We start from the raw sequence: 19,481 nt of genomic DNA on the forward strand, positions 1-19,481 counted from the left end.
GCATGAGCGAACACCTGATCGAAATACGTCACCTGCGGGTCGAGTTCAACGGCCACGTAGCGGTGAAGGACCTCAACCTGGACATCCCCGTGGGTGAATGCCTGGCCCTGGTCGGCGAATCGGGTTCGGGCAAGTCGGTGACCGCCCACTCGATCCTGCAACTGCTGCCCACCATCGGCACCCACAGCCAGGGCAGCATTCGTTACCGTGGCACTGAATTGCTGGGCGCCCCGGCGGCGACCCTGCGCGAGATCCGTGGCAACCGCGTGGCGATGATCTTTCAGGAGCCGATGACGTCGCTCAACCCGTTGCACACGGTGGAAAAACAGATCGGCGAAACCCTGCTGGTGCATCGCGGCCTGACCGGCAAGGCCGCCCAGGCGCGCACCCTGGAACTGCTGCGGCTGGTGGCGCTGCAGCACCCGGAGAAACGCCTGAAGGCCTACCCGCATCAGCTCTCCGGTGGCCAACGGCAACGGGTGATGATCGCCATGGCCCTGGCTTGCGAACCCGACCTGCTGATCGCCGACGAACCCACCACGGCGCTGGACGTGACGGTGCAGCGGCGCATCCTGCACCTGCTCAAGTCGTTGCAGCAGCGCCTGGGCATGTCGTTGCTGCTGATCAGCCACGACCTCAACCTGGTGCGCAGTATCGCCCAGCGCGTGTGCGTGATGCGCGCCGGCGAAATCGTTGAACAGGCCGATACCGAAACCCTGTTCTGCCGCCCGCAACACCCCTACAGCTGCGTGCTGATGAACGCAGAGCCGGCCGGCGAGCCCTTGCCCCGCCACGAACGGCCCAGCCTGTTGCAGGTCGACGACCTCAAGGTGTGGTACGCCACCGGCGGCGGCCTGTTGCGCAAGCCCCAGTACATCAAGGCGGTGGACGGCATCAGCCTGAGCCTGCAAAAGGGCAAGACCCTGGGCATCGTCGGCGAGTCGGGCTCGGGCAAGTCGACCCTGGGCCAGGCGATCCTGCGCCTGCTCGACTCCGAAGGCGCCATTGCCTTCGATGGCCACGCGCTGTCCGGGCTCAGCCCCAAGCAGATGCTGCCGTGGCGAAAGCGCATGCAGGTGGTCTTCCAGGACCCGTTCGGCAGCCTCAGCCCGCGGATGTCGGTGCAGCAGATCATCAGCGAAGGCCTGGAAGTACACGTGCCATGCGACGCCCAGGACCGCGAGCAACGGGTGATCCGCGTGCTCGAGGAGGTCGGCCTGGACCCGGCCAGCCGGCACCGCTACCCCCATGAGTTTTCCGGTGGCCAGCGCCAGCGTATCGCCATCGCCCGCGCCCTGGTGCTCAAGCCCGACCTGATCCTGCTGGACGAGCCAACGTCGGCCCTGGACCGCACGGTGCAGAAACAGATCGTGGCGCTGCTGCGCCAACTGCAGGACGACCATGGGCTGACCTACCTGTTCATCAGCCACGACCTGGCGGTGATCAAGGCCCTGGCCCATGACGTCATCGTGGTCAAGGACGGCCAGGTGGTGGAACGTGGCCCCAGCCATGACCTGTTCGAAGCGCCGCAACACCCTTACACCCGCGAACTGCTGCTGGCCGCCCATGTGCAGCCCGAGCAGACCTGACCTGGAGGCACGCCCATGACCCTGAACGGCAAGACGGCACTGATCACCGGCTCCACCAGCGGCATCGGCCTGGGCATTGCCCATGGCCTGGCCGCCGCGGGGGCCAATGTGATTCTCAACGGCTTCGGTGACGCCCAGGCGCTGCTCGCCGACTTCGCCCGCCATGGCGTGAAGGTCGGCCACCATGGCGCCAACGTCAGCCACCCCAGCGAGATAGAGGCGATGTTCGCCTACGCCGCGGCCGAATTCGGCGGCGTCGACATTCTGGTCAACAATGCTGGTATCCAGCACGTGGCCGCTGTCGAGGACTTCCCGGTGGAGCGTTGGGACGCGATCATCGCCATCAACCTCTCGGCCGTGTTTCACGCCACCCGCCTGGCCCTGCCGGGCATGCGCCAGCGCGACTGGGGCCGCATCGTCAACATCGCTTCGGTGCATGGGCTGGTGGGCTCCACCGGCAAGGCGGCGTACGTGGCGGCCAAGCATGGGGTGATAGGGCTGACCAAGGTGGTGGGCCTGGAAACGGCGAAAACCGGCGTCACCTGCAACGCCATCTGCCCGGGGTGGGTGCTGACGCCCCTGGTGCAGCAACAGATCGACGACCGCGCCGCCAAGGGCGTCGACCCGCAGCAGGCGCGCCAGGACCTGCTGGCGGAGAAGCAGCCGTCGCTGGAATTCGTCACGCCCGAGCAACTGGGTGAGTTGGTGTTGTTTCTGTGCGGCGAAGGCGGCAGCCAGGTGCGCGGCGCCGCATGGAACATGGATGGCGGCTGGCTGGCGCAGTGATTCAGGCGCTGACACCGCGCCGTCGCCTGCTACTGCGCGGCGTCCAGACGCGGCCAACCCGTACGCGCCGTAGCAGCGGACCTGGCCGCGTCACGGGCGTCGCGCAATGTCAGGCACACCGCATCTGGCTTCGACGCGGCCAGGTCCGCTGCTACGGCTTCTCGTCGTCTACCAGGTTCCAGTCGGCGCTGTCGATGTCCTGTACGGGCGTCGGCGGTGGCGGTGGGGTGCTGGGGTCGAAGCCCTTTTCCTGGTGCAGCTTCAGGCGCAGGCGCAGGTTGTTCTGCGAGTCGGCGTTCTTCAGCGCTTCCTCTTCATCGATGGCCCCCTCCAGCGCCAGCTCATAGAGCGCCTGGTCGAAGGTCTTCATGCCCAGGTTCACCGATTTTTCCATGATGCCCTTGAGTTCGCCAAATTCGCCACGGTGAATCAGGTCGCGAATGGTCGCCGTGCCCAGCATCACCTCCACTGCCGCACGCCGCTTGCCGTCCACGGTCTTGACCAGGCGCTGGGAAACGAAAGCCACCAGGTTGTTGCCCAAGTCATTGAGCAACTGTGGACGACGGTCTTCGGGGAAAAAGTTGATGATGCGGTCCAACGCCTGGTTGGCGTTGTTGGCGTGCAAGGTGGAAATGGCCAGATGGCCGGTATCGGCGAACGCCAATGCATGCTCCATGGTCTCGCGGTCGCGAATCTCGCCGATCAGGATGACATCCGGCGCCTGTCGCAAGGTATTTTTCAACGCCGCCTGGAAGCTGCGGGTGTCGACACCCACCTCGCGCTGGTTGATGATCGACTTCTTGTGCCGGTGCACATACTCCACCGGGTCTTCAATGGTGATGATGTGGCCACTGCTGTTGCGGTTACGGTAATCGATCAAGGCCGCCAGGGACGTGGACTTGCCAGAGCCAGTGGCGCCGACGAACAGCACCAGCCCGCGCTTCTGCATGATGGTCTCCAGCAGCACCGGCGGCAGCTTGAGGTCTTCGAAACGGGGAATGTCGAGCTTGATGTTGCGTGCCACCAGGGACACTTCATTGCGCTGCTTGAAAATATTGATACGGAACCGGCCCACCCCCGACAGTGACAGGGCCAGGTTCATTTCCAGGTCACGCTCGAAATCGATGCGCTGCTCGCTGTCCATGATATCGGCGGCGATGGCCGCCACTTCGCCGGGTTTCAACGCCTCGGCTGACAGCGGCTTGAGCACGCCATTGAATTTCGCGCACGGCGGCGCCCCGGTGGAGAGGTACAGATCCGACCCGTCCTGGCTGGCGAGGATTTTAAGCAGGGCTTGGATTTCCATATGCGTGGGTCCACAGGGCGTTGATAGGAAAGTAAGCTATAGCTTGGCGGTAGAACAGCCCGCCATGCAAATCAAAGGATCAGCCAAATGAGCGGTACCCCTGTCGGCGGCAGCATCGCCGAACTGATCGACCAACTGCCCTTCGGTGACAGCCCGTTGCCGGCACCTGACCAATGGCCGCAAAGCCTGCGCACGGCAGTGGACATCGTCAGCCATTCGCCCATGCCCATGCTGCTGTTGTGGGGCCCGCAACTGTGCCAGCTGTACAATGACGGCTTCGCCCACCTGGTGGGCAGCAACCACCCCCGCGCCTTCGGCCAGCCGGTGGACCTGATCTGGCCACAGCTCAAGGACTTCACCGACCCTATCTACCAGGCCGTGCTGCAAGGAGAGGTGCGCACTTACATCGAACAGGGCTTCACCCTGCCCCGTGACGATGGCACCGCCGAAGTCTGGCTGGACCTGACCTACAGCCCCATCCGCGACGAAAACGGTGTGGTGGCCGGCATTCTGGTGACCGCCATCGAGGCCAACGAGCGGCGCCGTGTCACCGCCGAGTTGCAACGCCGTTCCGAGGCCAGCGCCAAGGCCCAGCTGGACACCGAAGAGCGGCTGCAATTGGCCCTGGAAGCCACCAACGGCGTGGGCACCTGGGATTGGGACATCCGCGAGGACCTGTTCCAGGCTGATGCCAGGTTTGCCCGCCTGCACGGCGTCGACCCCAACCTGGCGGGCAAGATGCCCATCGGTGAATACCTCAAGGCCGTGCACCCCGACGACCGGGGCAAGGTAGCCCGCAGCATCAACGCCTGCGTGCACAGCGATGGCGAATACGCCAACGAGTACCGCCTGCTGCGCCCGGACGGCGAAGTGCGCTGGGTGTTCGCCCGCGGGCGCAGCCACAACGACCACCATGGCCGGCCCATCCGCTTCGTCGGCGCGTCCATCGATATCACCGAGCGCCGGGCGGCGGAAAAAACCCTGCTGCGCCTCAACGAGACCCTTGAGGAGCGGGTGGCCGAGCGTACCGAGGCGCTGGCCGAAGCCAACCGCCGCCTGCAGACCGAGATGCAGGAACGCGAACGGGCTGAGGATGCCCTGCGCCACGCGCAGAAAATGGAAGCGGTAGGGCAACTGACCGGCGGCATTGCCCATGACTTCAACAACATGCTCACCGGTATCATCGGCAGCCTGGACCTGATCCAGCGCTATATCAGTGCCGGGCGCAGCCACGACATCGGTCGCTTCATCGAAGCCGCGGTCAGTTCCGCCCACCGCGCCGCCGCCCTCACCCACCGGCTGCTGGCGTTCTCCCGACGCCAGTCGCTGGACCGCAAGCGCCTGGACCCCAACCATCTGGTGCACTCGCTGGAAGAACTGTTCAGCCGCACCAAGGGCGAGCACATCGAACTGAAAATACGCCTGGCCAGCGACACCTGGCCGGTGAACACCGACGCCAACCAACTGGAAAACGCGCTGTTGAACCTGGTGATCAACGCCCGTGACGCCATGCCCGAGGGCGGCGAAATTCGCATCGAGACCAGTAATTGCACCCTCGGCACCCGCCCCGACGGCGCTGAGACCATCAAACCCGGCGATTACGTACGCCTGAGTGTCTGCGACAACGGTGCGGGGATGACGCCTGCCATCCGGGCCAAGGCGTTCGACCCGTTTTTCACCACCAAGCCCATTGGCCAGGGCACCGGCCTGGGCCTGTCGATGATCTACGGGTTTGCCCAGCAATCGGGCGGCCATGTCAGCCTCGACAGCGAACCGGGCCAGGGTACCTGCGTGCACCTGTACCTGCCGCGCCACAACGAACAACCCGAAAGCCGGCCCCCGGTACTGGCGCCCCAGGGTGCGCCGCTGGCCAAACAGGGCGAGAGCGTGATGGTGGTGGAGGATGATCCGGCCGTGCGCATGCTGGTGCTCAACGTGCTCGATGAACTCGGCTACCACGCCCTTCCCGCCGCCGATGCCAAGACCGCCCTGCCGTTGCTGGAGTCGAGCCTGCGCATCGACCTGCTGGTAACCGACGTGGGGCTGCCGGGGCTCAACGGTCGCCAACTGGCTGAAATAGCCCGCCAGCACCGCCCCCGGCTCAAGGTGCTGTTCATGACCGGCTACGCCGAGAAGGCCGCCGAGCGCCATACGTTCCTGGCCGAAGGCATGGACATGGTCACCAAGCCATTCTCCATCGACCTCCTGGCGAACAAGATTCGCGAAATGATCAATCAACCCGCCCCGGACGGCGGATTTGCGGCATAATCCCGCGCTTTTTACCACCGTACAGGGGCCGCGTCATGAAAGCTCAAGCTCGTCACATTCTGGTCAAGACGGCTGAAGAGGCCGAACAACTCAAACAGCGCATCGCCAAGGGTGAGGCATTCGATGTGCTGGCAAAGAAGTACTCCACCTGTCCGTCGGGCAAGCGCGGCGGCGATCTGGGGGAGGTACGCCCCGGGCAGATGGTGGGCGCCATCGACCAGGTGATTTTCAAGAAGCCGCTGCGGACCGTGCACGGCCCCATCAAGAGCAAATTTGGTTACCACCTGGTGCAAGTATTCTTCCGCGATTGAGGCCTTCGCATCGAAGGAACACGCCCTGGCTGGAAGCCACCGGGCAGGAAACCCAGGCAGGCGAGCATTGAAAACCCGATACCAAATTCACATGCCCAAAGGCTAGCGACCGCGCTAATATGCACCTCTCCGCTGGATGCACCACTTTTTCAAGGATCCGAAATGCCCCTGACATTCCGTCGACTTGCGTTCTTTTGTGCCTTCCTCTGTTTCGCCCTGGCGCTGATCTGGGGAATGGGTGCCGACCGGCTACTGGCCTTCTGGGACATACCCCACAGTGAAGTGTCAGCCCTGATGGGGCGGCGGCTCGCCGCATTGCTGCTGGGGGTGGGGGTGATGTTCTTCAGTGTGCGTAACTGCCCGCCCTCGCCGGCCCGTGCCGCCCTGGTGCGTGGTTTCATGGTCGGCTGCCTGGCCCTTGCCCTGCTGGGCATGTACGACTGGCTCAGTGGCCACGCGGGACCCGGCATCCTGGTCTCGGTGTTTGCCGAACTGGCCCTGGGCCTTGGTTTCATCAGCGTGGGCAACGGCGAACGTGCCAGCCTGCGGCAGGTGCAGGCATCGCGCTGAAACACAAACGGCGGCCTTCCCAGGCCGCCGTTGCGTGGGCGCAGGCAGGTGGTCAGAAGCGCTCGCCGACCCGCCTGACTTCATTCAGGTGCTGGCCCTTCAGGTCCGCACGCACGCCGGCAATGAGGTTGGAAATGGCTCGGCTGCTGTTCAACTGCTGGGCCTGGATGCCGGTCACGGTGAAGTCCGATCCCTCGTGCGCCTGATCGAACACCTTGATCGTCAGGGACTTGTCCTGGGCCACCGTGCATTGGCAGCGCATGGGTAGAAAGCTTGATTCGATGATATTGCGCAGTTCGAGGGTCGACAGCATGGTAACGCTCCATTTCTTGTTGGTAGCATCCGTGATTGATACAGCGATCGTTCGGACAGCCTAGATGGCTATTTGATTGCGCGCTGAACCACCGGTCTGGTGGTCTGGGTCCTGACCTCTTCCACAGCAGTTTTCGTGCCCGCTGCGCTAGCAATTCCCTGTTCGAGAAATCAAGAAGTTAGCTCGACACAGGCTTATAGCCATCATGCAATTTGCCCGTTCTCGGGGCGGCCATCCTGCAAATTGCACTCTGGCCGCGCACTGAAACTTTGCGCCCTTGAGCAGGGTCATCTGCTGTGAGGATTTCCCGTCGTATCTTCAGGAAAATCACCATGGCCAAGCCGTCGAGCGAAGAACGCCGCAGCACCGCTGCCGAGCCCCCCTCAGAGCCAGCCCCCCTGCCGACCAGCCTGGCGCCCCAGCGCGCCACGCGGGTCGAGCAGCCCCCGGAGGGCGACTGGTTATTTGAAATCAAACACGATGGCTACCGCCTGATGAGCCGAATCAGCGACGGCCAAGTGCGCCTGTTCAATCGCGAAGGCGCTGACTGGACCGCCGAATTGCCCCGCCAGGCCCAGGCCATTGCCGCATTGAACCTCAAAGAAAGTTGGCTGGACGGCAAGCTGGTCAAGGCCGACGCCCATGGCGTGGCTGACTACAGCGCCTTGCAACAGGCCTTCGAAGCGGGCCAGTGCCAGGACTTGCAATATTACCTGTTCGACCTGCCCTTCCATGAGGGCCGCGACCTGCGCGAGCAACCGCTGGAAACCCGTCGCGCCCAGCTCAAGCGTTTGCTGGGCACTCGCCGGCACAGCCTGCTGCGTTTCTCCGAAAGTTTCACCGCCACGACCCCGGATATTCTGGAGGGGGTCTGCGCGCTCAACCATGAGGGTGTCATTGGCAAACGCCGTGGCAGCCTCTACCAGGACGGCCAGCGCAACCTGGACTGGATCAAGCTGGACTGCCACATCGACCAGCGCCACGCTGCCCCGTTGACCGAGACCCAGGCACGGCACACCGATGAACCCAGCCACGATTTCAGCGATGGCCACCGCGAATCGGTCGCCGGCGTTTCGCTGCACGAGCCCGAACGCATCATCGACCGTGACAGCCAGACCAGCCGCCTGCAACTGGCCACCCTCTACCAGCGCTTGGGCGCCTGGCTGCTGCCCCAGCTCAAGGCCCGCCCCGTGGCCCTGATGCGGGCGCCACACGGGGTGGAAGGCGACCTGTTCCTGCAACGCCATACCGAGCACCTGGCCGTGCCCCACATCAACTTGCTCGCGCCGTCGTTGGATACCGGGCACGGGCGCCTGATGCAAATTGATCGGCTGCCGGGCGTGATCGAAGCGGTGCAGCGCGGTGCGGTGGAATTCCACACCTGGGGCGCCAGCAGCCAGCGCCTCGATAGCCCCGACCGCCTGGTGCTGGACCTGGACCCCGATGTGACCGTGCCCTGGCATGCCGTGCTGGAGGGCACCACGCAAACCTTGGCACTGCTGGACGACCTGGGCCTGCGCGGCTACGTGAAAACCAGTGGCGGCAAGGGCATGCATGTGATCGTCCCCCTGGCGCGTCATGCTGGCTGGGATGAGGTACGGGCCTTTGCCAAAGCCATTTCCCACTACCTGATGACCCAGATGCCCGAGCGTTTCACGGCGGCCCAGGGCCCGCGGTCGCGGGCAGGGCGAATCTTCGTCGACTACCTGCGCAACCAGCGCGATGGCTGCATGGCCGCGGCCTACTCGCTGCGTGCCCGCCCAGGTTTGCCGGTGTCCACACCTGTGGCGCGCGATGAAGTCCCGGCATTGACCAGTGCCCGGCACTGGCACGCCGGCAACATTCTGGAGCGCCTGGATACCCTTGCGCTCGACCCCTGGCAAGGCTACGACAATCGCCAGCGACTGACGGCACGGATGTGGGGGCGGCTGGGCGCCGAACCACCCCATTGATCGGGGTGCACCATCTGCTTGATGACCGGGGCCCCCCTTCAGGGCAACCTGGTGACCGGCCTGGGCCGGGACACCATTGTGCTGTCGGGCGGACGCATCGGCGGCAACATCAGCATGAGCGCCGGCAGCCACTGGGGTTACCCTTGAGCTGGTAGGCGCCTCAGCGGCGCGCCGCCAGCAGCCCTGCCCCAGCGAAACCGAGCAATACCGCGCTGGCGCGGTTGAACAACCGGCGCGGCCGCTCCTGGCTGAACCAGCGCTGCAGGTGGCTGCCCAGCCACGCATAAAGGGCGATGGCCAGCCACTCCAGCACCAGGAACATCAGGCCCAGCCAGAAGAACTGCACGGCCACGGGGGTCGGGGCGTCAACGGTCACGAACTGGGGCAGGAAGGCCGTGAAAATCAGGATAGCTTTCGGGTTGCCTGCCGCCGCGCAGAATTCCTGTACCGCCAGCTTCAGCAGGCCTCGGCCACCTGAGCCATCTGACGCCTGCGGGGTGACCGGTGCGCGCCACAACTGCACGGCCAGGTAGAACAGGTAAAGCGCCCCGGCGACCTTCACCACCAGGAACGCTGCCGCGCTGGCGTGCAGCACCACGGCCAGCCCCATGGCCGCCAGGGCGATCATGCCGGCGAATGCCAGCAGCCGACCGAGCCCGGCCAGGCAGGACATGGTGAAACCGTAGCGGCTGGCGTTGTGCAGCGACAGCAGGTTGTTAGGCCCTGGGGCCATGTTCAGTGCGAAACAGGCGGGCAAGAACAGCAACAGGGTCGCAAGGGTCACGGCGCGAGGCTCCAGGCAAGGTGGCTTGGCAGCCTAGCACCGTGGTGCGGCAAGGCTCAACGGGGATCGTCAGGGCTCATATCATCATCGCCGGTCTCGGTACGGACTTTGTCGGGGTCCAGCTCCGGGTCCTTGTCCAAAGGCAGCGGCCGCAGATCCTCGTCGCCAGGGCGTGGCGGCACGGGGTCGGGGGCCAGGGGGTTGCTGGAGCGGTCGAGCGGGTCGGACGTCATGATGCACCTCGGCGCTGGGGGGGGTGTTCATTGGAGCGCAGCCTGCGACGGGAGTTGCGCCACCGATGAAACCCGTTTGAATCCCTGCCCGCCACGCCTGTCCCACTTGTACGGATGTCGCGCAATCCTGCGTGCCCGCACTCAAGGCTCGAGGTATTCATGAGCAATAAACCGTTGGAAAAGGAAGTACTGACCCGCCTGCTGCACGCCCACCCACAAGGCCTGGGCAAGGAAGTGCTGGACAACTTCACCGGTGAAAAAGCGGTGGCCGGCATGCTCAAGCACCTGCAGGACGAAGGCTATATTCACCACGGCACGGTCAGTATCGATGACCACCTGCCCGCTGTGACCTACCCGGTGAAACTGACTGCCAAAGGGGTCGAGGCGGCCAAGGCGCTGGACCACTGACCGTCAGCTGCAAAAATGCACCGCCAGCAGCAACAGGGTCATGGCCAGCAGCGTTTCGCCGCAGATCGCCACGCCCTCGCCTGCCGGCCCCAGGCCCAGCGCCCGGCGCTGTTGCTGCTGGGCCGCCCCCGCGGCCCACACCACGCTACCGGCCAAACCACAGGCCACCGCCACCATCAATAGCCACGCCATCTCACCCGCCCCCGCCAGGTTGCAAAAAAACTTAGGGCAGCCGGCGATGAATTCGTTCCCCCCACGGCGCTATTTCTGGAACGCCAGGGCCGGGTAGCCGCTGGCGGCGCTGGAAGCCTCAGCGAGGTTCGTGGATGGGGCAGCCGGAATGCTCGGCGCGAAAGCCCGCCGAATGTTCATAGGCCGGTTTGCGCACACGCATGATGCCCCCCAGTGGGCGGTGGGCCGCCAACCCATGCCAAGGGCTGAACGCCATGGCAGTGTCGATGGCCTGAATGCGTTCAGGCGTCCAAGAGGCCTGGCGGGGCACATGGATGCGCGCCACGGTCACGTAAGGGCTCTCTTCTTCTGGCCACTGCTTGGACGCGTCTTCGATGGGCATCTTTTCCAGGCTGGTCGCCAACTGCACGCGCACTTCCCATACCCCGTCGTGCTCGGCGAAATACGCTTGCACCGCTTCGCGCAGGCCATCCGGTTTGTCATCCAGGTCCACCGGCTGGTCGGTGAGCGCACGCAGCGCCGCGGCGACCGGCACCACACTGATCTTGCCGTAGTAGGGTCCGTACAGCACCGGCACCACGGTGTTGAAGGTTTCGCCCAGCGGGTGGGTCTTGGGGTGGCCGCCCAGGCTCTTGAGGGTGCCGCTTTCGCCGCCCATGGCCTCCACCGTGGTCTCGATGCCGCGCAACGCGGCGGACAAGGCCCGCTTGAGCCCCGGCATCTTGTCGGTGGTCTTGGCCAGCAGCTTGAGGGTGCGCAGGAAATCCTTGGGGGTGGCAGCGGTGAACGCGGTGGAGTTCTGCATCACGAAGTCCTGGGTGGTGTCCCCTTCGCTGCCCGGTAGACGTTCCCCTTCCACACCGACGATCTTCACCGCCAACCCGCGCGGTGTAGAAACGCGGTCATCGAGAATGTCACCCGGGTTGGTGGACAGGCGCAGGTACACCTTGTAGCTGCCCGGCCGGGCAAACGCGCCCTGGGCCAACTCCGCCGGCAACGGGTCCAGTACCTCAAGGGTACCTTCCAGCAAGCCATGGGCCTTGGCGTGCACGCTGCGAACCGGGTGGCCATAATCGGCCTGGGTCGTCTCCAGGATGCTGTGCATGGCTTCCACCAGCTCGGCGCTGGTCTGCGCCTCATCCTCGGGTATCTGTTCAAAATCGGCTTGGAACACAAGAGCGGTCATGGCGGCACCTCAGTTAGGTCATCGCGCTCCAGCACGGTCTGGAGCGGCCAGCGGTAACGCGAGCAGGCGAACATTTCGCCGGCCCACCCGATATCAGTCAGCCATCAGGGGGGAGGCGTTCCACGCACCGGCAGGCCGCGCTGACCAGCGGCAGGCGCATCCATTCGGATGGACAGCAACGCCCCCGCCCGTCGGCTCGATGCAGCCGCGACGCCGCTGGCCCGGTCCACACGGTCAGAACCGAGCGCCTGAGGACAGCCCCATGACCGAACATGCCGTAGCCCATGTGGACCAACTGGAAGAGGACCGCGCCCTGCGCGTGAAAGCCGGTGATCAGACGCTGATTGTGCTGCGCCACAATGGCCAGGTGCGTGCGTACCAGGCCGGCTGCCCCCATGCCGGGGCACCGCTGGAAGAAGGCGCCATCTGCGAGGACCGCTTGATCTGCCCCTGGCACAAGGCCGCGTTTGCCTTGAATGACGGTGAGGTCACCGAGCCCCCTGCCCTGGCCAGCCTCAAGCGCTACCCCGCGCAAGTACGCGGTGACTATCTATGGGTGGATGACCAGCCGGCCCATGCCCCCCTGCCAGCCCCCCAGGGCGCCGGGCGCACCTTCATCGTGGTCGGTGCCGGCGCGGCGGGCTCGGCGGCGGTGGCCAGCCTGCATCGCCAGGGTTTTGCCGGGCAATTGCTGTGGATCGACCCGGAAGCGGACCCGGCCTACGACCGGACTGCCTTGAGCAAATTTGTCATCGCCGGGCAGCAAACCCCGGCCCAGGTGCCGGCGCTGCTGGATGATGAGGTACTGGCCTGGCCAAACCTGCGACGCGTGCGGGGCAACGTCAGCGGCCTGGACGCCGTGAACAAACACATCACTCTGGCGGACGGCCAGCAACTGACCTACGACGCCGCGCTGCTGGCCACCGGTGGTGTCCCCCAACGCCCGGCCATACCCGGTGCGCAACTGCCTGGCAGTTTCGTGCTGCGCTCGCGCGACGATGCCGCGCGCGTGCTTGAGCAGGCAAGGAACAGCCGCCGGGCGGTGATCATCGGCGACAGCTTCATTGGCTTGGAAGCGGCGTCGGCATTGCGCCAACTGGGCCTGGAGGTGCAGGTAGTCAGCCGTCACGAAACGCCGCTGGCCCGGCAAGTGGGTCACCCGGTCAGCCGCGCCCTGCGCCGCTTGCACGAACAGAACGGCGTGGTGTTTCACACCGCCACCGAACCGGCGAGCCTGGAGGGCCACGAGCGAGTCGAGGCGGTAATGCTGACCAACGGCGAACGTCTGGCGGCCGACCTGGTGCTGTTTGGCACCGGGGTAACACCCGCCACGCACCTGGCCCAGGGCCTGCCACTGGGCGACGACCATTCGCTGATCGTCGACAGTGGCCTGCGTGCCGCGCCAGGCTTGTGGGCGGTGGGTGACATGGTCAACTTTCCCCTGGCCGGGCACCCGCTGCGCATCGAACACTGGCGGGTCGCGCAGCAACAGGCCTGCCTGGCCGCCGAGAACATGCTCGGTGCGCAGCGCGAATACAGCGACGTGCCGTTCTTCTGGAGCCTGCAACATGGCAAGACCCTCGAAGTGCTGGGCCATGGGCGGGCCTGGAACGCGATAGAGCTGACAGGCGATGCAGACGGGATGAACTTCGTCGCCCTGTTGTGCGTCGATGAACAGGTGGAGTCGGTGGTCGCCTGCGGGCACCGGGCGTTGCTGGCGATGCTGTCGCAGCGCATGAAGCGGCCGTTGTCGCGCGGTGAGGCGCTGGCCCTGATCCATTCGTAAACAGCGCAGGCGCTGCACCGCGGCGCCTGCCGGGTTCAATCCGAGGAGTACCCCATGAGCACATCACTGCAAGGCAAGAAAGTACTGGTCATTACCTCCAACACCGGCGTGGAGCGCGATGAGCTGGTCAAGCCGCTGGAAGCGTTGAAAGGGTTCGGTGCACAGGTGACCCATGGTTCGATCAAGGGCGGTACGGTGCAGACGTTCCTGCACGACACCGAGAAAGACCGCACGGTCGAATCGCAGCACACTCTGGCGGAACTCAAGGGCGATGATTATCAAGCCCTGGTGATTCCCGGTGGTACCGTCAATGCCGACACCCTGCGCCAGGACCGCGACGCCCAGCGCCTGATCAACGAATTCGTCAACGCCGGCAAGACCATCGCTGCCATCTGCCACGGCCCGTGGGCGCTGATCGACGCAGGGGTGATCGAAGGCAAGACCCTGACGTCCTACCCCAGCGTGCGCATCGACCTGCTGAACGCCAAGGCAGCGGGCTGGGTCGATGAAGCGGTCAAGGAATGCCCGGCCAATGGCTGGACGCTGATCACGTCCCGCACCCCCGACGACTTGCCGGCGTTCAACCAGGCTATCGCCAACGCCCTGCAAGCGGGCTGAGTCCCACAGGATTACGGCCAGCCCGCCGCTGCGGGCTTTGACCTGCGGGCTGTCGCACCGGCGCGTACAGTGCCAGCCCGCACCTCCACGGCCCCCAGTCCGACTATCGCCCACCCCTTCCCCGCCACGGCTAGCCCGCCTTCGCCTCATTTGCTTAAATACCCGCCACGGCCCGCCGTGGGCCTTTCGTTCTGTCACGAGGAAAGCCCCTTGGCCGCGTTACCGCCAAAGAAATCCTGGTTCAAGTCCCGCCTGGGCAAGGCCTTGGGCCGTCGCCACCTGGGCCGCGGGGTGCATATCACCGAGTACTTCCAGCACAAAGCCCGCGAGCAGGGTTTCACCCTCAGCCATGGCCAGCAGCAGGTCATCGACAGCATGGCCGAACGGGTCGAGCCGTTGCTGCAGGAAGACGCCGCCTTGCCCCGCAGCCTCTACCTGTACGGCGCCGTGGGGCGCGGAAAAAGCTGGCTGCTGGATGGCTTTTTCCAGGCCATGCCCATCACCCGCAAGCGCCGTTTGCACTTTCACGACTTCTTCGCGCGGCTGCACGAAGGCATGTTCCGTCACCGTGAACAGGCCGATGCGCTGGAGACCACGCTGGACGAGCTGCTGGGCGATTGCCGGGTGCTGTGCTTCGACGAATTCCACGTGCATGACATCGGCGACGCCATGCTGCTGACCCGGTTGTTCAAGGCCCTGGACGCCCGCGGCATCTTCCTGGTGGTGACCTCCAACTATGCGCCCGAAGGCCTGTTGCCCAACCCGCTGTACCACGAGCGCTTCCTGCCGGTGATTCGCCTGATGAACGCGCAGATGCAGGTGATGGAAGTGGGCGGCGCCCAGGATTACCGGGCGCTGCCCAGCGCCGCCAGCGAGCAGCGTTTCACCCAGGGCCACTACGTGTGGCCGGGTACCCCCGAGCAACGCCGCGCCCTGGACCTGCCACCGGCCGACCTGCCGCCCTTCCCCCTCGCCGTGGGCAAACGCCAGCTCCGCGCACGCATGAGCCATGAGCGCACCATCCGCTTTGATTTCGACGACATCTGCGAACAGCCCACTGCGGTGATGGACTACCTGGACCTCAGCGGGCGGTTCGACACCTGGATCATCGACCACCTGCCGTTGCTCGATGACTGCTCGATTGCCGTGCAGCAGCGCTTTATCAACCTTATCGATGTGCTTTACGATCAGGACAAGCGCTTGATGCTGATCAGCGAGCGGCCCCTGGCCGAGAGCCTGGCGGGCCAGGCCATTGACCTGGCACGTACCCGCAGCCGGTTGGGGCAGCTGAAACAGAATCACCCCTGAAGCGCATGCATTGACCCATCAAGGATGACCCAGCATGGCAACCCTGCACCTGCTTTGCGGCAAGATCGCTTCCGGCAAGTCAACCCTGGCGGCTACGCTGGCCGAAGCACCGAACACCGTGCGCCTGAGCGAGGACCTGTGGCTCGCCCGCCTGTACAAGGAGCAATTGCACAGCGTGGCCGACTACGTGCGCTGCGCCGCCCTGCTGCGCGACGCCATCGGCCCCCATGTACAGGCCTTGCTGCACGTGGGCGTGAACGTGGTACTCGACTTCCCCGCCAACACCCCGGCCAACCGTCAGTGGATGCGCAGCCTGTTCGAAGCCAGCGGCGCAGCCCATGTGCTGCACGTGCTCGATGTGCCGGATCAGGTGTGCAAAGCGCGCCTGCGTGAACGCAATGCCGCTGGCGACCACGAGTTCGCCGCCAGCGACGAGCAGTTCGAGTTGATCAGCCGCTACTTCAGCATGCCTTCGGCCGAGGAAGGTTTTACCCTGTCCGTCAGCGATCAGGCACGCTGAGAGCATGCTTCAACCTGCGGCCAGCACCGCGGCGATCTCTTGCAGGATGGCCGGGTCATCCAGGGTTGACGGCGGCGCGAACGCCTCGCCATCGGCCAGCTTGCGCAGCACCGCGCGCAGGATCTTGCCGGAGCGGGTCTTGGGCAGGCGCTTGACCACCCTGACCCGGTGGAAACAGGCCAAGGCGCCAATCTGCTCACGCACCCGGGCCACCAACTCGGCCTGCAGTTGCCGGGTTTCGAGGGGCGCGCCATCCTTGAGCACCACCAGGGCGAGGGGCACCTGGCCCTTTATCTCGTCACGCACGCCGAACACCGCGCACTCGGCCACCTGCGGGTGCAGCGCCACCACATCTTCCATTTCCCCCGTGGACAGGCGGTGGCCGGCGACGTTGATGACGTCATCGGTGCGCCCCATGATGTAGACAAAACCGTCCTCATCCAGATAACCGCCGTCACCGGTGTGGTAATGGCCCGGGTAGGCGGCCAGGTAGGCCTGCAGATAGCGTTCATGGTCGCGCCACAGGGTTTGGCAACAACCGGGCGGCAATGGCAGGGCGATGACAATGTCGCCTTGCTGCCCCGGTGCCTGCACATGGCCCTGCTCGTCCATGACCCGTACCGCGTAGCCGGGCACGGCGCGGTTGCTGGAACCGGTGCGGGCACCGGAGCCGTCGAGGTGTGCGCACGGGGCGGTGACTGGCCAACCGGTTTCGGTCTGCCACCAGTGGTCGTGCACCGGTTTGCCGGTCACCGACTCCAGCCAGGCATGGGTGCTGGAGTCCAGTTTTTCGCCGGCCAGGTACAGGCGGCGCAGGGAGCCCAGGTCATGGCGAGACAGCAACCGGCCTTCCGGGTCTTCCTTGCGGATAGCGCGCATGGCCGTGGGCGCGCAGAACAGCGCGTTAACCCGGTACTGCTCGATGATGCGCCAGTAACTGCCCGCGTCCGGGGTGCGCACCGGCTTGCCCTCGTAGAACACGCTGGTGCAGCCGGCCATCAGGGGGCCATAGACGATCAGGGAATGGCCCACCACCCAGCCGACGTCAGAGATGCCCCACCACACGTCCCCGGCGGCCATGCCATACACCTTGTCCAGGGCAAAGCGCAGGGCCACGGCGTGGCCGCCATTGTCACGCACAATGCCTTTGGGCCGGCCCGTGGTGCCTGAGGTGTACATGATGTACAGCGGGTCGCCGCTGGCCAGTTCCACCGGCGCGGCGGGTTGGGCATCCTGCACCTCGCGCTGCCAGTCCAGGTCCCGGCCGGGCACCAGGCTGGCCGCCAGTTGCGGGCGCTGCCACACGGCGATGTGGCGGGGCCGGTGCCGGGCCAGCTCCAGGGCTTTGTCCAGCAGTGGCTTGTAGGCGACCACTCGGTCGAATTCCAGGCCGCAACTGGCGGTGAGTATGAGCGCGGGCTGGGCATCATCGATGCGGACGGCCAGCTCATGGGCGGCAAACCCACCAAACACCACGGAGTGCACCGCCCCCAGGCGAGCGCAGGCGAGCATGGCCATGGCCGCCTGGGGAATCATCGGCAGGTACAGCAGCACCGTGTCACCCTTGCCGACGCCCAGCGCGCGCATCCAGCCGGCCAGCCGTGCCACCTCGTTACGCAGCTGGCGGAAGCTGAATCGTTGCTGGCTACCGCTGACGGGGGAATCGTAGGCCAGGGCGGTCTGTTCGCCACGGCCCTGCTCAACCTGGTGGTCCAGGGCCAGAAAGCTGGTATTCAGGCGCCCGTCGGCGAACCACTGGTGGGTGCCGTCGGCGCGTTCACAGAGGACTTGGGTGGGGGCTCGGAACCAGGCCACTTGCCGCGCCTGCTCGGCCCAGAAGCCGACGGGGTCGGCGAGGGAGCGTTGATAGTCGTGCTGATAGGTCATGAATCCTACCCTGGATTGTTTTTATGAAGGGCGAAATCAGAGTATGGCCGCTATGATGGGCATCGCGAATTTTCAAGACGAGCCCTATGGATACCCTTGCACGCCTGAAGGCTGGCCAACTGGCCGGCAGCACCCGTCTGGACCTGGCCTGTGGCCTGACCGAGTTTCCCCGCGAGATCTTCGACCTGGCCGATACCCTGGAGGTGCTGAACCTGACGGGCAATGCCTTGAGCAGCCTGCCCCAGGACCTGCATCGGCTCACCCGGCTGAAGATCCTGTTCTGCTCCAGCAACCAGTTCACCGAACTGCCGGCGTGCATTGGCCGCTGTGAAAACCTGAGCATGGTGGGGTTCAAGTCCAACCGGATCCGCCAGGTGCCAGCGGCCGCCCTGGGGCCGAAGCTGCGCTGGCTGATCCTCACCGACAACTGCATCGAAGCCCTGCCGGACGAAATCGGCGACTGCCAGCTGATGCAGAAATTCATGCTGGCCGGCAACCGCCTGACCCAACTGCCTGCCAGCATGACCAAGCTGCAGAAGCTGGAGTTGCTACGCCTGTCGGCCAACCGCCTGGCCGCGCTACCCGACTGGCTGCTCACGCTGCCCAGCCTGGCGTGGCTGGCCTGGGCCGGCAACCCCATGAGCGCTGACTACACCACGCCCCACGACGAGGACGGCATCAGCGCCGATGTGGCCTGGGCTGAACTGCAAATGGAGCAGAAACTGGGCGAAGGGGCTTCCGGCATCATCAGCCAGGCCGTGTGGCGAGGGGACACACCGGTGGCGGTGAAGCTCTACAAGGGCGACATGACCAGCGACGGCACCCCGCTCAATGAAATGAACGCCTGCATCGCCGCCGGCCTGCACCCCAACCTGATCCGTGTCGAAGGCAAGCTCAAAGGTCACCCCCAGGGCGTGGCGGGGCTGGTCATGGAACTGGTGGGGCCGGAATTTGGCAACCTGGCGGCGCTGCCCAGCTTCGACACGTGCAGCCGCGATGTGTACCCCGCCGACACCCGATTCAGCGCCGATGCCTTGCTGGCCATGGCGCGGGGTATGGCAGCGGTGGCCGCACACCTGCATCACCACGGCATCAACCATGGCGACCTGTACGCGCACAACACGCTGTACACCGCCCAAGGCCAGTGCCTGCTGGGCGACTTCGGCGCGGCGTCGTTCTACCCGCAGGATGGCAGCCAGACGGCTGCGGCGTTGCAGCGCATCGAAGTGCGAGCGTTTGGCATCTGGTTGGGAGAACTGCTGGAGCGATGTGACGAGGTACAACCGCAGTGGCAGGCGTTGCAGCACGCCTGCGTGCAGCCGGACGTGCTGGCACGCCCGGATTTTCACGACGTCATCGCTGCGCTGGCCTGAGCAAAGCCGCGTAGCAGCGGACCTGGCCGCGTTGGCGGTACAGGCGGTATGCCTGAGGCCACGCGGCGTGCTTGACGCGGCCAGGTCCGCT

General features: G+C 65.3%; 20 protein-coding genes. 13 read left to right on the forward strand and 7 right to left on the reverse strand.

Annotation, left to right across the window (positions count from 1 at the left end):
• Window positions 1-2 precede the first annotated feature (2 nt).
• Together HWQ56_RS17660 and HWQ56_RS17665 are read left to right on the forward strand one after the other, a co-directional pair.
• On the forward strand, window positions 3-1,589 hold the full coding sequence (locus tag HWQ56_RS17660; protein WP_158157335.1) for an ABC transporter ATP-binding protein: 1,587 nt from the start codon (window positions 3-5) through the stop codon (window positions 1,587-1,589).
• Window positions 1,590-1,604: 15 nt separating this feature from the next.
• Window positions 1,605-2,375, forward strand: a complete 771-nt coding sequence (locus tag HWQ56_RS17665) for a 3-hydroxybutyrate dehydrogenase (protein ID WP_176571316.1) — start codon at window positions 1,605-1,607, stop codon at window positions 2,373-2,375.
• Window positions 2,376-2,526: 151 nt separating this feature from the next.
• Here the strand turns inward: HWQ56_RS17665 and HWQ56_RS17670 are convergent, their stop codons facing one another.
• Complete coding sequence (locus HWQ56_RS17670; protein ID WP_158157331.1) at window positions 2,527-3,681, reverse strand: PilT/PilU family type 4a pilus ATPase; 1,155 nt, start codon at window positions 3,679-3,681, stop codon at window positions 2,527-2,529.
• Window positions 3,682-3,768: 87 nt separating this feature from the next.
• Between HWQ56_RS17670 and HWQ56_RS17675 the strand changes: the two genes are divergently transcribed.
• From HWQ56_RS17675 to HWQ56_RS17685, 3 genes are all read left to right on the forward strand, one after another.
• On the forward strand, window positions 3,769-5,949 hold the full coding sequence (locus HWQ56_RS17675) for an ATP-binding protein (protein WP_176571317.1): 2,181 nt from the start codon (window positions 3,769-3,771) through the stop codon (window positions 5,947-5,949).
• Window positions 5,950-5,984: 35 nt separating this feature from the next.
• Complete coding sequence (locus tag HWQ56_RS17680; protein WP_011061856.1) at window positions 5,985-6,260, forward strand: peptidylprolyl isomerase; 276 nt, start codon at window positions 5,985-5,987, stop codon at window positions 6,258-6,260.
• Between the two features lie 162 nt (window positions 6,261-6,422).
• The gene (locus HWQ56_RS17685) at window positions 6,423-6,830 is read left to right on the forward strand and encodes a hypothetical protein (protein ID WP_158157327.1); all 408 of its coding nucleotides are present in this window, start codon (window positions 6,423-6,425) and stop codon (window positions 6,828-6,830) included.
• 52 nt (window positions 6,831-6,882) lie between these two features.
• On the opposite strand, the gene HWQ56_RS17690 is transcribed toward HWQ56_RS17685, so the two are convergent.
• Window positions 6,883-7,143: a DUF1652 domain-containing protein gene (locus HWQ56_RS17690; RefSeq protein ID WP_158157325.1), complete on the reverse strand. Its 261-nt coding sequence runs from the start codon at window positions 7,141-7,143 to the stop codon at window positions 6,883-6,885.
• A gap of 332 nt (window positions 7,144-7,475) precedes the next feature.
• On the opposite strand from HWQ56_RS17690, the gene ligD reads away from it, so the two are divergent.
• Complete coding sequence (gene ligD, locus HWQ56_RS17695; RefSeq protein WP_176571318.1) at window positions 7,476-9,095, forward strand: non-homologous end-joining DNA ligase; 1,620 nt, start codon at window positions 7,476-7,478, stop codon at window positions 9,093-9,095.
• 21 nt (window positions 9,096-9,116) lie between these two features.
• A complete protein-coding gene (locus HWQ56_RS29290) occupies window positions 9,117-9,242 on the forward strand; it encodes a hypothetical protein (protein WP_280634413.1) in 126 nt (41 codons plus the stop codon).
• A gap of 13 nt (window positions 9,243-9,255) precedes the next feature.
• Here HWQ56_RS29290 and HWQ56_RS17700 read toward each other — a convergent pair whose 3' ends face one another.
• Both HWQ56_RS17700 and HWQ56_RS17705 read right to left on the reverse strand, forming a co-directional pair.
• Window positions 9,256-9,879 carry a LysE family translocator gene (locus HWQ56_RS17700; protein ID WP_176571319.1) on the reverse strand — a complete coding sequence of 208 codons (624 nt, stop codon included), beginning with the start codon at window positions 9,877-9,879 and terminating at the stop codon, window positions 9,256-9,258.
• Between the two features lie 56 nt (window positions 9,880-9,935).
• A complete protein-coding gene (locus HWQ56_RS17705; protein ID WP_176571320.1) occupies window positions 9,936-10,112 on the reverse strand; it encodes a hypothetical protein in 177 nt (58 codons plus the stop codon).
• Between the two features lie 159 nt (window positions 10,113-10,271).
• On the opposite strand from HWQ56_RS17705, the gene HWQ56_RS17710 reads away from it, so the two are divergent.
• Window positions 10,272-10,520 (forward strand): hypothetical protein, encoded by a 249-nt coding sequence (locus tag HWQ56_RS17710; protein WP_158157502.1) that lies wholly within the window; start codon window positions 10,272-10,274, stop codon window positions 10,518-10,520.
• A gap of 3 nt (window positions 10,521-10,523) precedes the next feature.
• Here the strand turns inward: HWQ56_RS17710 and HWQ56_RS17715 are convergent, their stop codons facing one another.
• Together HWQ56_RS17715 and HWQ56_RS17720 are read right to left on the reverse strand one after the other, a co-directional pair.
• Window positions 10,524-10,712, reverse strand: a complete 189-nt coding sequence (locus tag HWQ56_RS17715; protein WP_158157499.1) for a hypothetical protein — start codon at window positions 10,710-10,712, stop codon at window positions 10,524-10,526.
• A gap of 118 nt (window positions 10,713-10,830) precedes the next feature.
• Window positions 10,831-11,898: a catalase family protein gene (locus HWQ56_RS17720; protein ID WP_176571321.1), complete on the reverse strand. Its 1,068-nt coding sequence runs from the start codon at window positions 11,896-11,898 to the stop codon at window positions 10,831-10,833.
• Between the two features lie 262 nt (window positions 11,899-12,160).
• Here HWQ56_RS17720 and HWQ56_RS17725 point away from each other — a divergent pair, with 262 nt between their 5' ends.
• The 4 genes from HWQ56_RS17725 to HWQ56_RS17740 all read left to right on the forward strand — a co-directional run bounded on the left by HWQ56_RS17725 (window position 12,161) and on the right by HWQ56_RS17740 (window position 16,130).
• Entirely contained in the window at window positions 12,161-13,684 is a 1,524-nt protein-coding gene (locus HWQ56_RS17725) for an FAD-dependent oxidoreductase (protein ID WP_176571322.1), read from the forward strand.
• A gap of 54 nt (window positions 13,685-13,738) precedes the next feature.
• Window positions 13,739-14,302: a type 1 glutamine amidotransferase domain-containing protein gene (locus tag HWQ56_RS17730; RefSeq protein WP_176571323.1), complete on the forward strand. Its 564-nt coding sequence runs from the start codon at window positions 13,739-13,741 to the stop codon at window positions 14,300-14,302.
• A 210-nt stretch (window positions 14,303-14,512) separates the two neighbouring features.
• The gene (gene zapE / locus HWQ56_RS17735; protein WP_176571324.1) at window positions 14,513-15,610 is read left to right on the forward strand and encodes a cell division protein ZapE; all 1,098 of its coding nucleotides are present in this window, start codon (window positions 14,513-14,515) and stop codon (window positions 15,608-15,610) included.
• Window positions 15,611-15,644: 34 nt separating this feature from the next.
• Complete coding sequence (locus tag HWQ56_RS17740; RefSeq protein ID WP_176571325.1) at window positions 15,645-16,130, forward strand: P-loop nucleotide/nucleoside kinase family protein; 486 nt, start codon at window positions 15,645-15,647, stop codon at window positions 16,128-16,130.
• 9 nt (window positions 16,131-16,139) lie between these two features.
• On the opposite strand, the gene HWQ56_RS17745 is transcribed toward HWQ56_RS17740, so the two are convergent.
• Entirely contained in the window at window positions 16,140-18,017 is a 1,878-nt protein-coding gene (locus tag HWQ56_RS17745; RefSeq protein ID WP_176571326.1) for a propionyl-CoA synthetase, read from the reverse strand.
• 86 nt (window positions 18,018-18,103) lie between these two features.
• Here HWQ56_RS17745 and HWQ56_RS17750 point away from each other — a divergent pair, with 86 nt between their 5' ends.
• Entirely contained in the window at window positions 18,104-19,390 is a 1,287-nt protein-coding gene (locus HWQ56_RS17750) for a leucine-rich repeat-containing protein kinase family protein (protein WP_176571327.1), read from the forward strand.
• Window positions 19,391-19,481: the final 91 nt, after the last annotated feature.

Origin of the sequence: Pseudomonas eucalypticola (genome assembly GCF_013374995.1) — a bacterium.
Classification (GTDB): domain Bacteria; phylum Pseudomonadota; class Gammaproteobacteria; order Pseudomonadales; family Pseudomonadaceae; genus Aquipseudomonas; species Aquipseudomonas eucalypticola.

What these genes read in the sequence shown, in the direction of transcription:
- HWQ56_RS17660 (WP_158157335.1), top strand. Translation starts at nt 3, where the DNA reads ATGAGCGAACACCTGATCGAAATACGTCACCTGCGGGTCGAGTTCAAC.
- HWQ56_RS17665 (WP_176571316.1), top strand. Translation starts at nt 1,605, where the DNA reads ATGACCCTGAACGGCAAGACGGCACTGATCACCGGCTCCACCAGCGGC.
- HWQ56_RS17670 (WP_158157331.1), bottom strand. Translation starts at nt 3,681, where the DNA reads ATGGAAATCCAAGCCCTGCTTAAAATCCTCGCCAGCCAGGACGGGTCG.
- HWQ56_RS17675 (WP_176571317.1), top strand. Translation starts at nt 3,769, where the DNA reads ATGAGCGGTACCCCTGTCGGCGGCAGCATCGCCGAACTGATCGACCAA.
- HWQ56_RS17680 (WP_011061856.1), top strand. Translation starts at nt 5,985, where the DNA reads ATGAAAGCTCAAGCTCGTCACATTCTGGTCAAGACGGCTGAAGAGGCC.
- HWQ56_RS17685 (WP_158157327.1), top strand. Translation starts at nt 6,423, where the DNA reads ATGCCCCTGACATTCCGTCGACTTGCGTTCTTTTGTGCCTTCCTCTGT.
- HWQ56_RS17690 (WP_158157325.1), bottom strand. Translation starts at nt 7,143, where the DNA reads ATGCTGTCGACCCTCGAACTGCGCAATATCATCGAATCAAGCTTTCTA.
- ligD (WP_176571318.1), top strand. Translation starts at nt 7,476, where the DNA reads ATGGCCAAGCCGTCGAGCGAAGAACGCCGCAGCACCGCTGCCGAGCCC.
- HWQ56_RS29290 (WP_280634413.1), top strand. Translation starts at nt 9,117, where the DNA reads ATGACCGGGGCCCCCCTTCAGGGCAACCTGGTGACCGGCCTGGGCCGG.
- HWQ56_RS17705 (WP_176571320.1), bottom strand. Translation starts at nt 10,112, where the DNA reads ATGACGTCCGACCCGCTCGACCGCTCCAGCAACCCCCTGGCCCCCGAC.
- HWQ56_RS17710 (WP_158157502.1), top strand. Translation starts at nt 10,272, where the DNA reads ATGAGCAATAAACCGTTGGAAAAGGAAGTACTGACCCGCCTGCTGCAC.
- HWQ56_RS17715 (WP_158157499.1), bottom strand. Translation starts at nt 10,712, where the DNA reads ATGGCGTGGCTATTGATGGTGGCGGTGGCCTGTGGTTTGGCCGGTAGC.
- HWQ56_RS17720 (WP_176571321.1), bottom strand. Translation starts at nt 11,898, where the DNA reads ATGACCGCTCTTGTGTTCCAAGCCGATTTTGAACAGATACCCGAGGAT.
- HWQ56_RS17725 (WP_176571322.1), top strand. Translation starts at nt 12,161, where the DNA reads ATGACCGAACATGCCGTAGCCCATGTGGACCAACTGGAAGAGGACCGC.
- HWQ56_RS17730 (WP_176571323.1), top strand. Translation starts at nt 13,739, where the DNA reads ATGAGCACATCACTGCAAGGCAAGAAAGTACTGGTCATTACCTCCAAC.
- HWQ56_RS17740 (WP_176571325.1), top strand. Translation starts at nt 15,645, where the DNA reads ATGGCAACCCTGCACCTGCTTTGCGGCAAGATCGCTTCCGGCAAGTCA.
- HWQ56_RS17745 (WP_176571326.1), bottom strand. Translation starts at nt 18,017, where the DNA reads ATGACCTATCAGCACGACTATCAACGCTCCCTCGCCGACCCCGTCGGC.
- HWQ56_RS17750 (WP_176571327.1), top strand. Translation starts at nt 18,104, where the DNA reads ATGGATACCCTTGCACGCCTGAAGGCTGGCCAACTGGCCGGCAGCACC.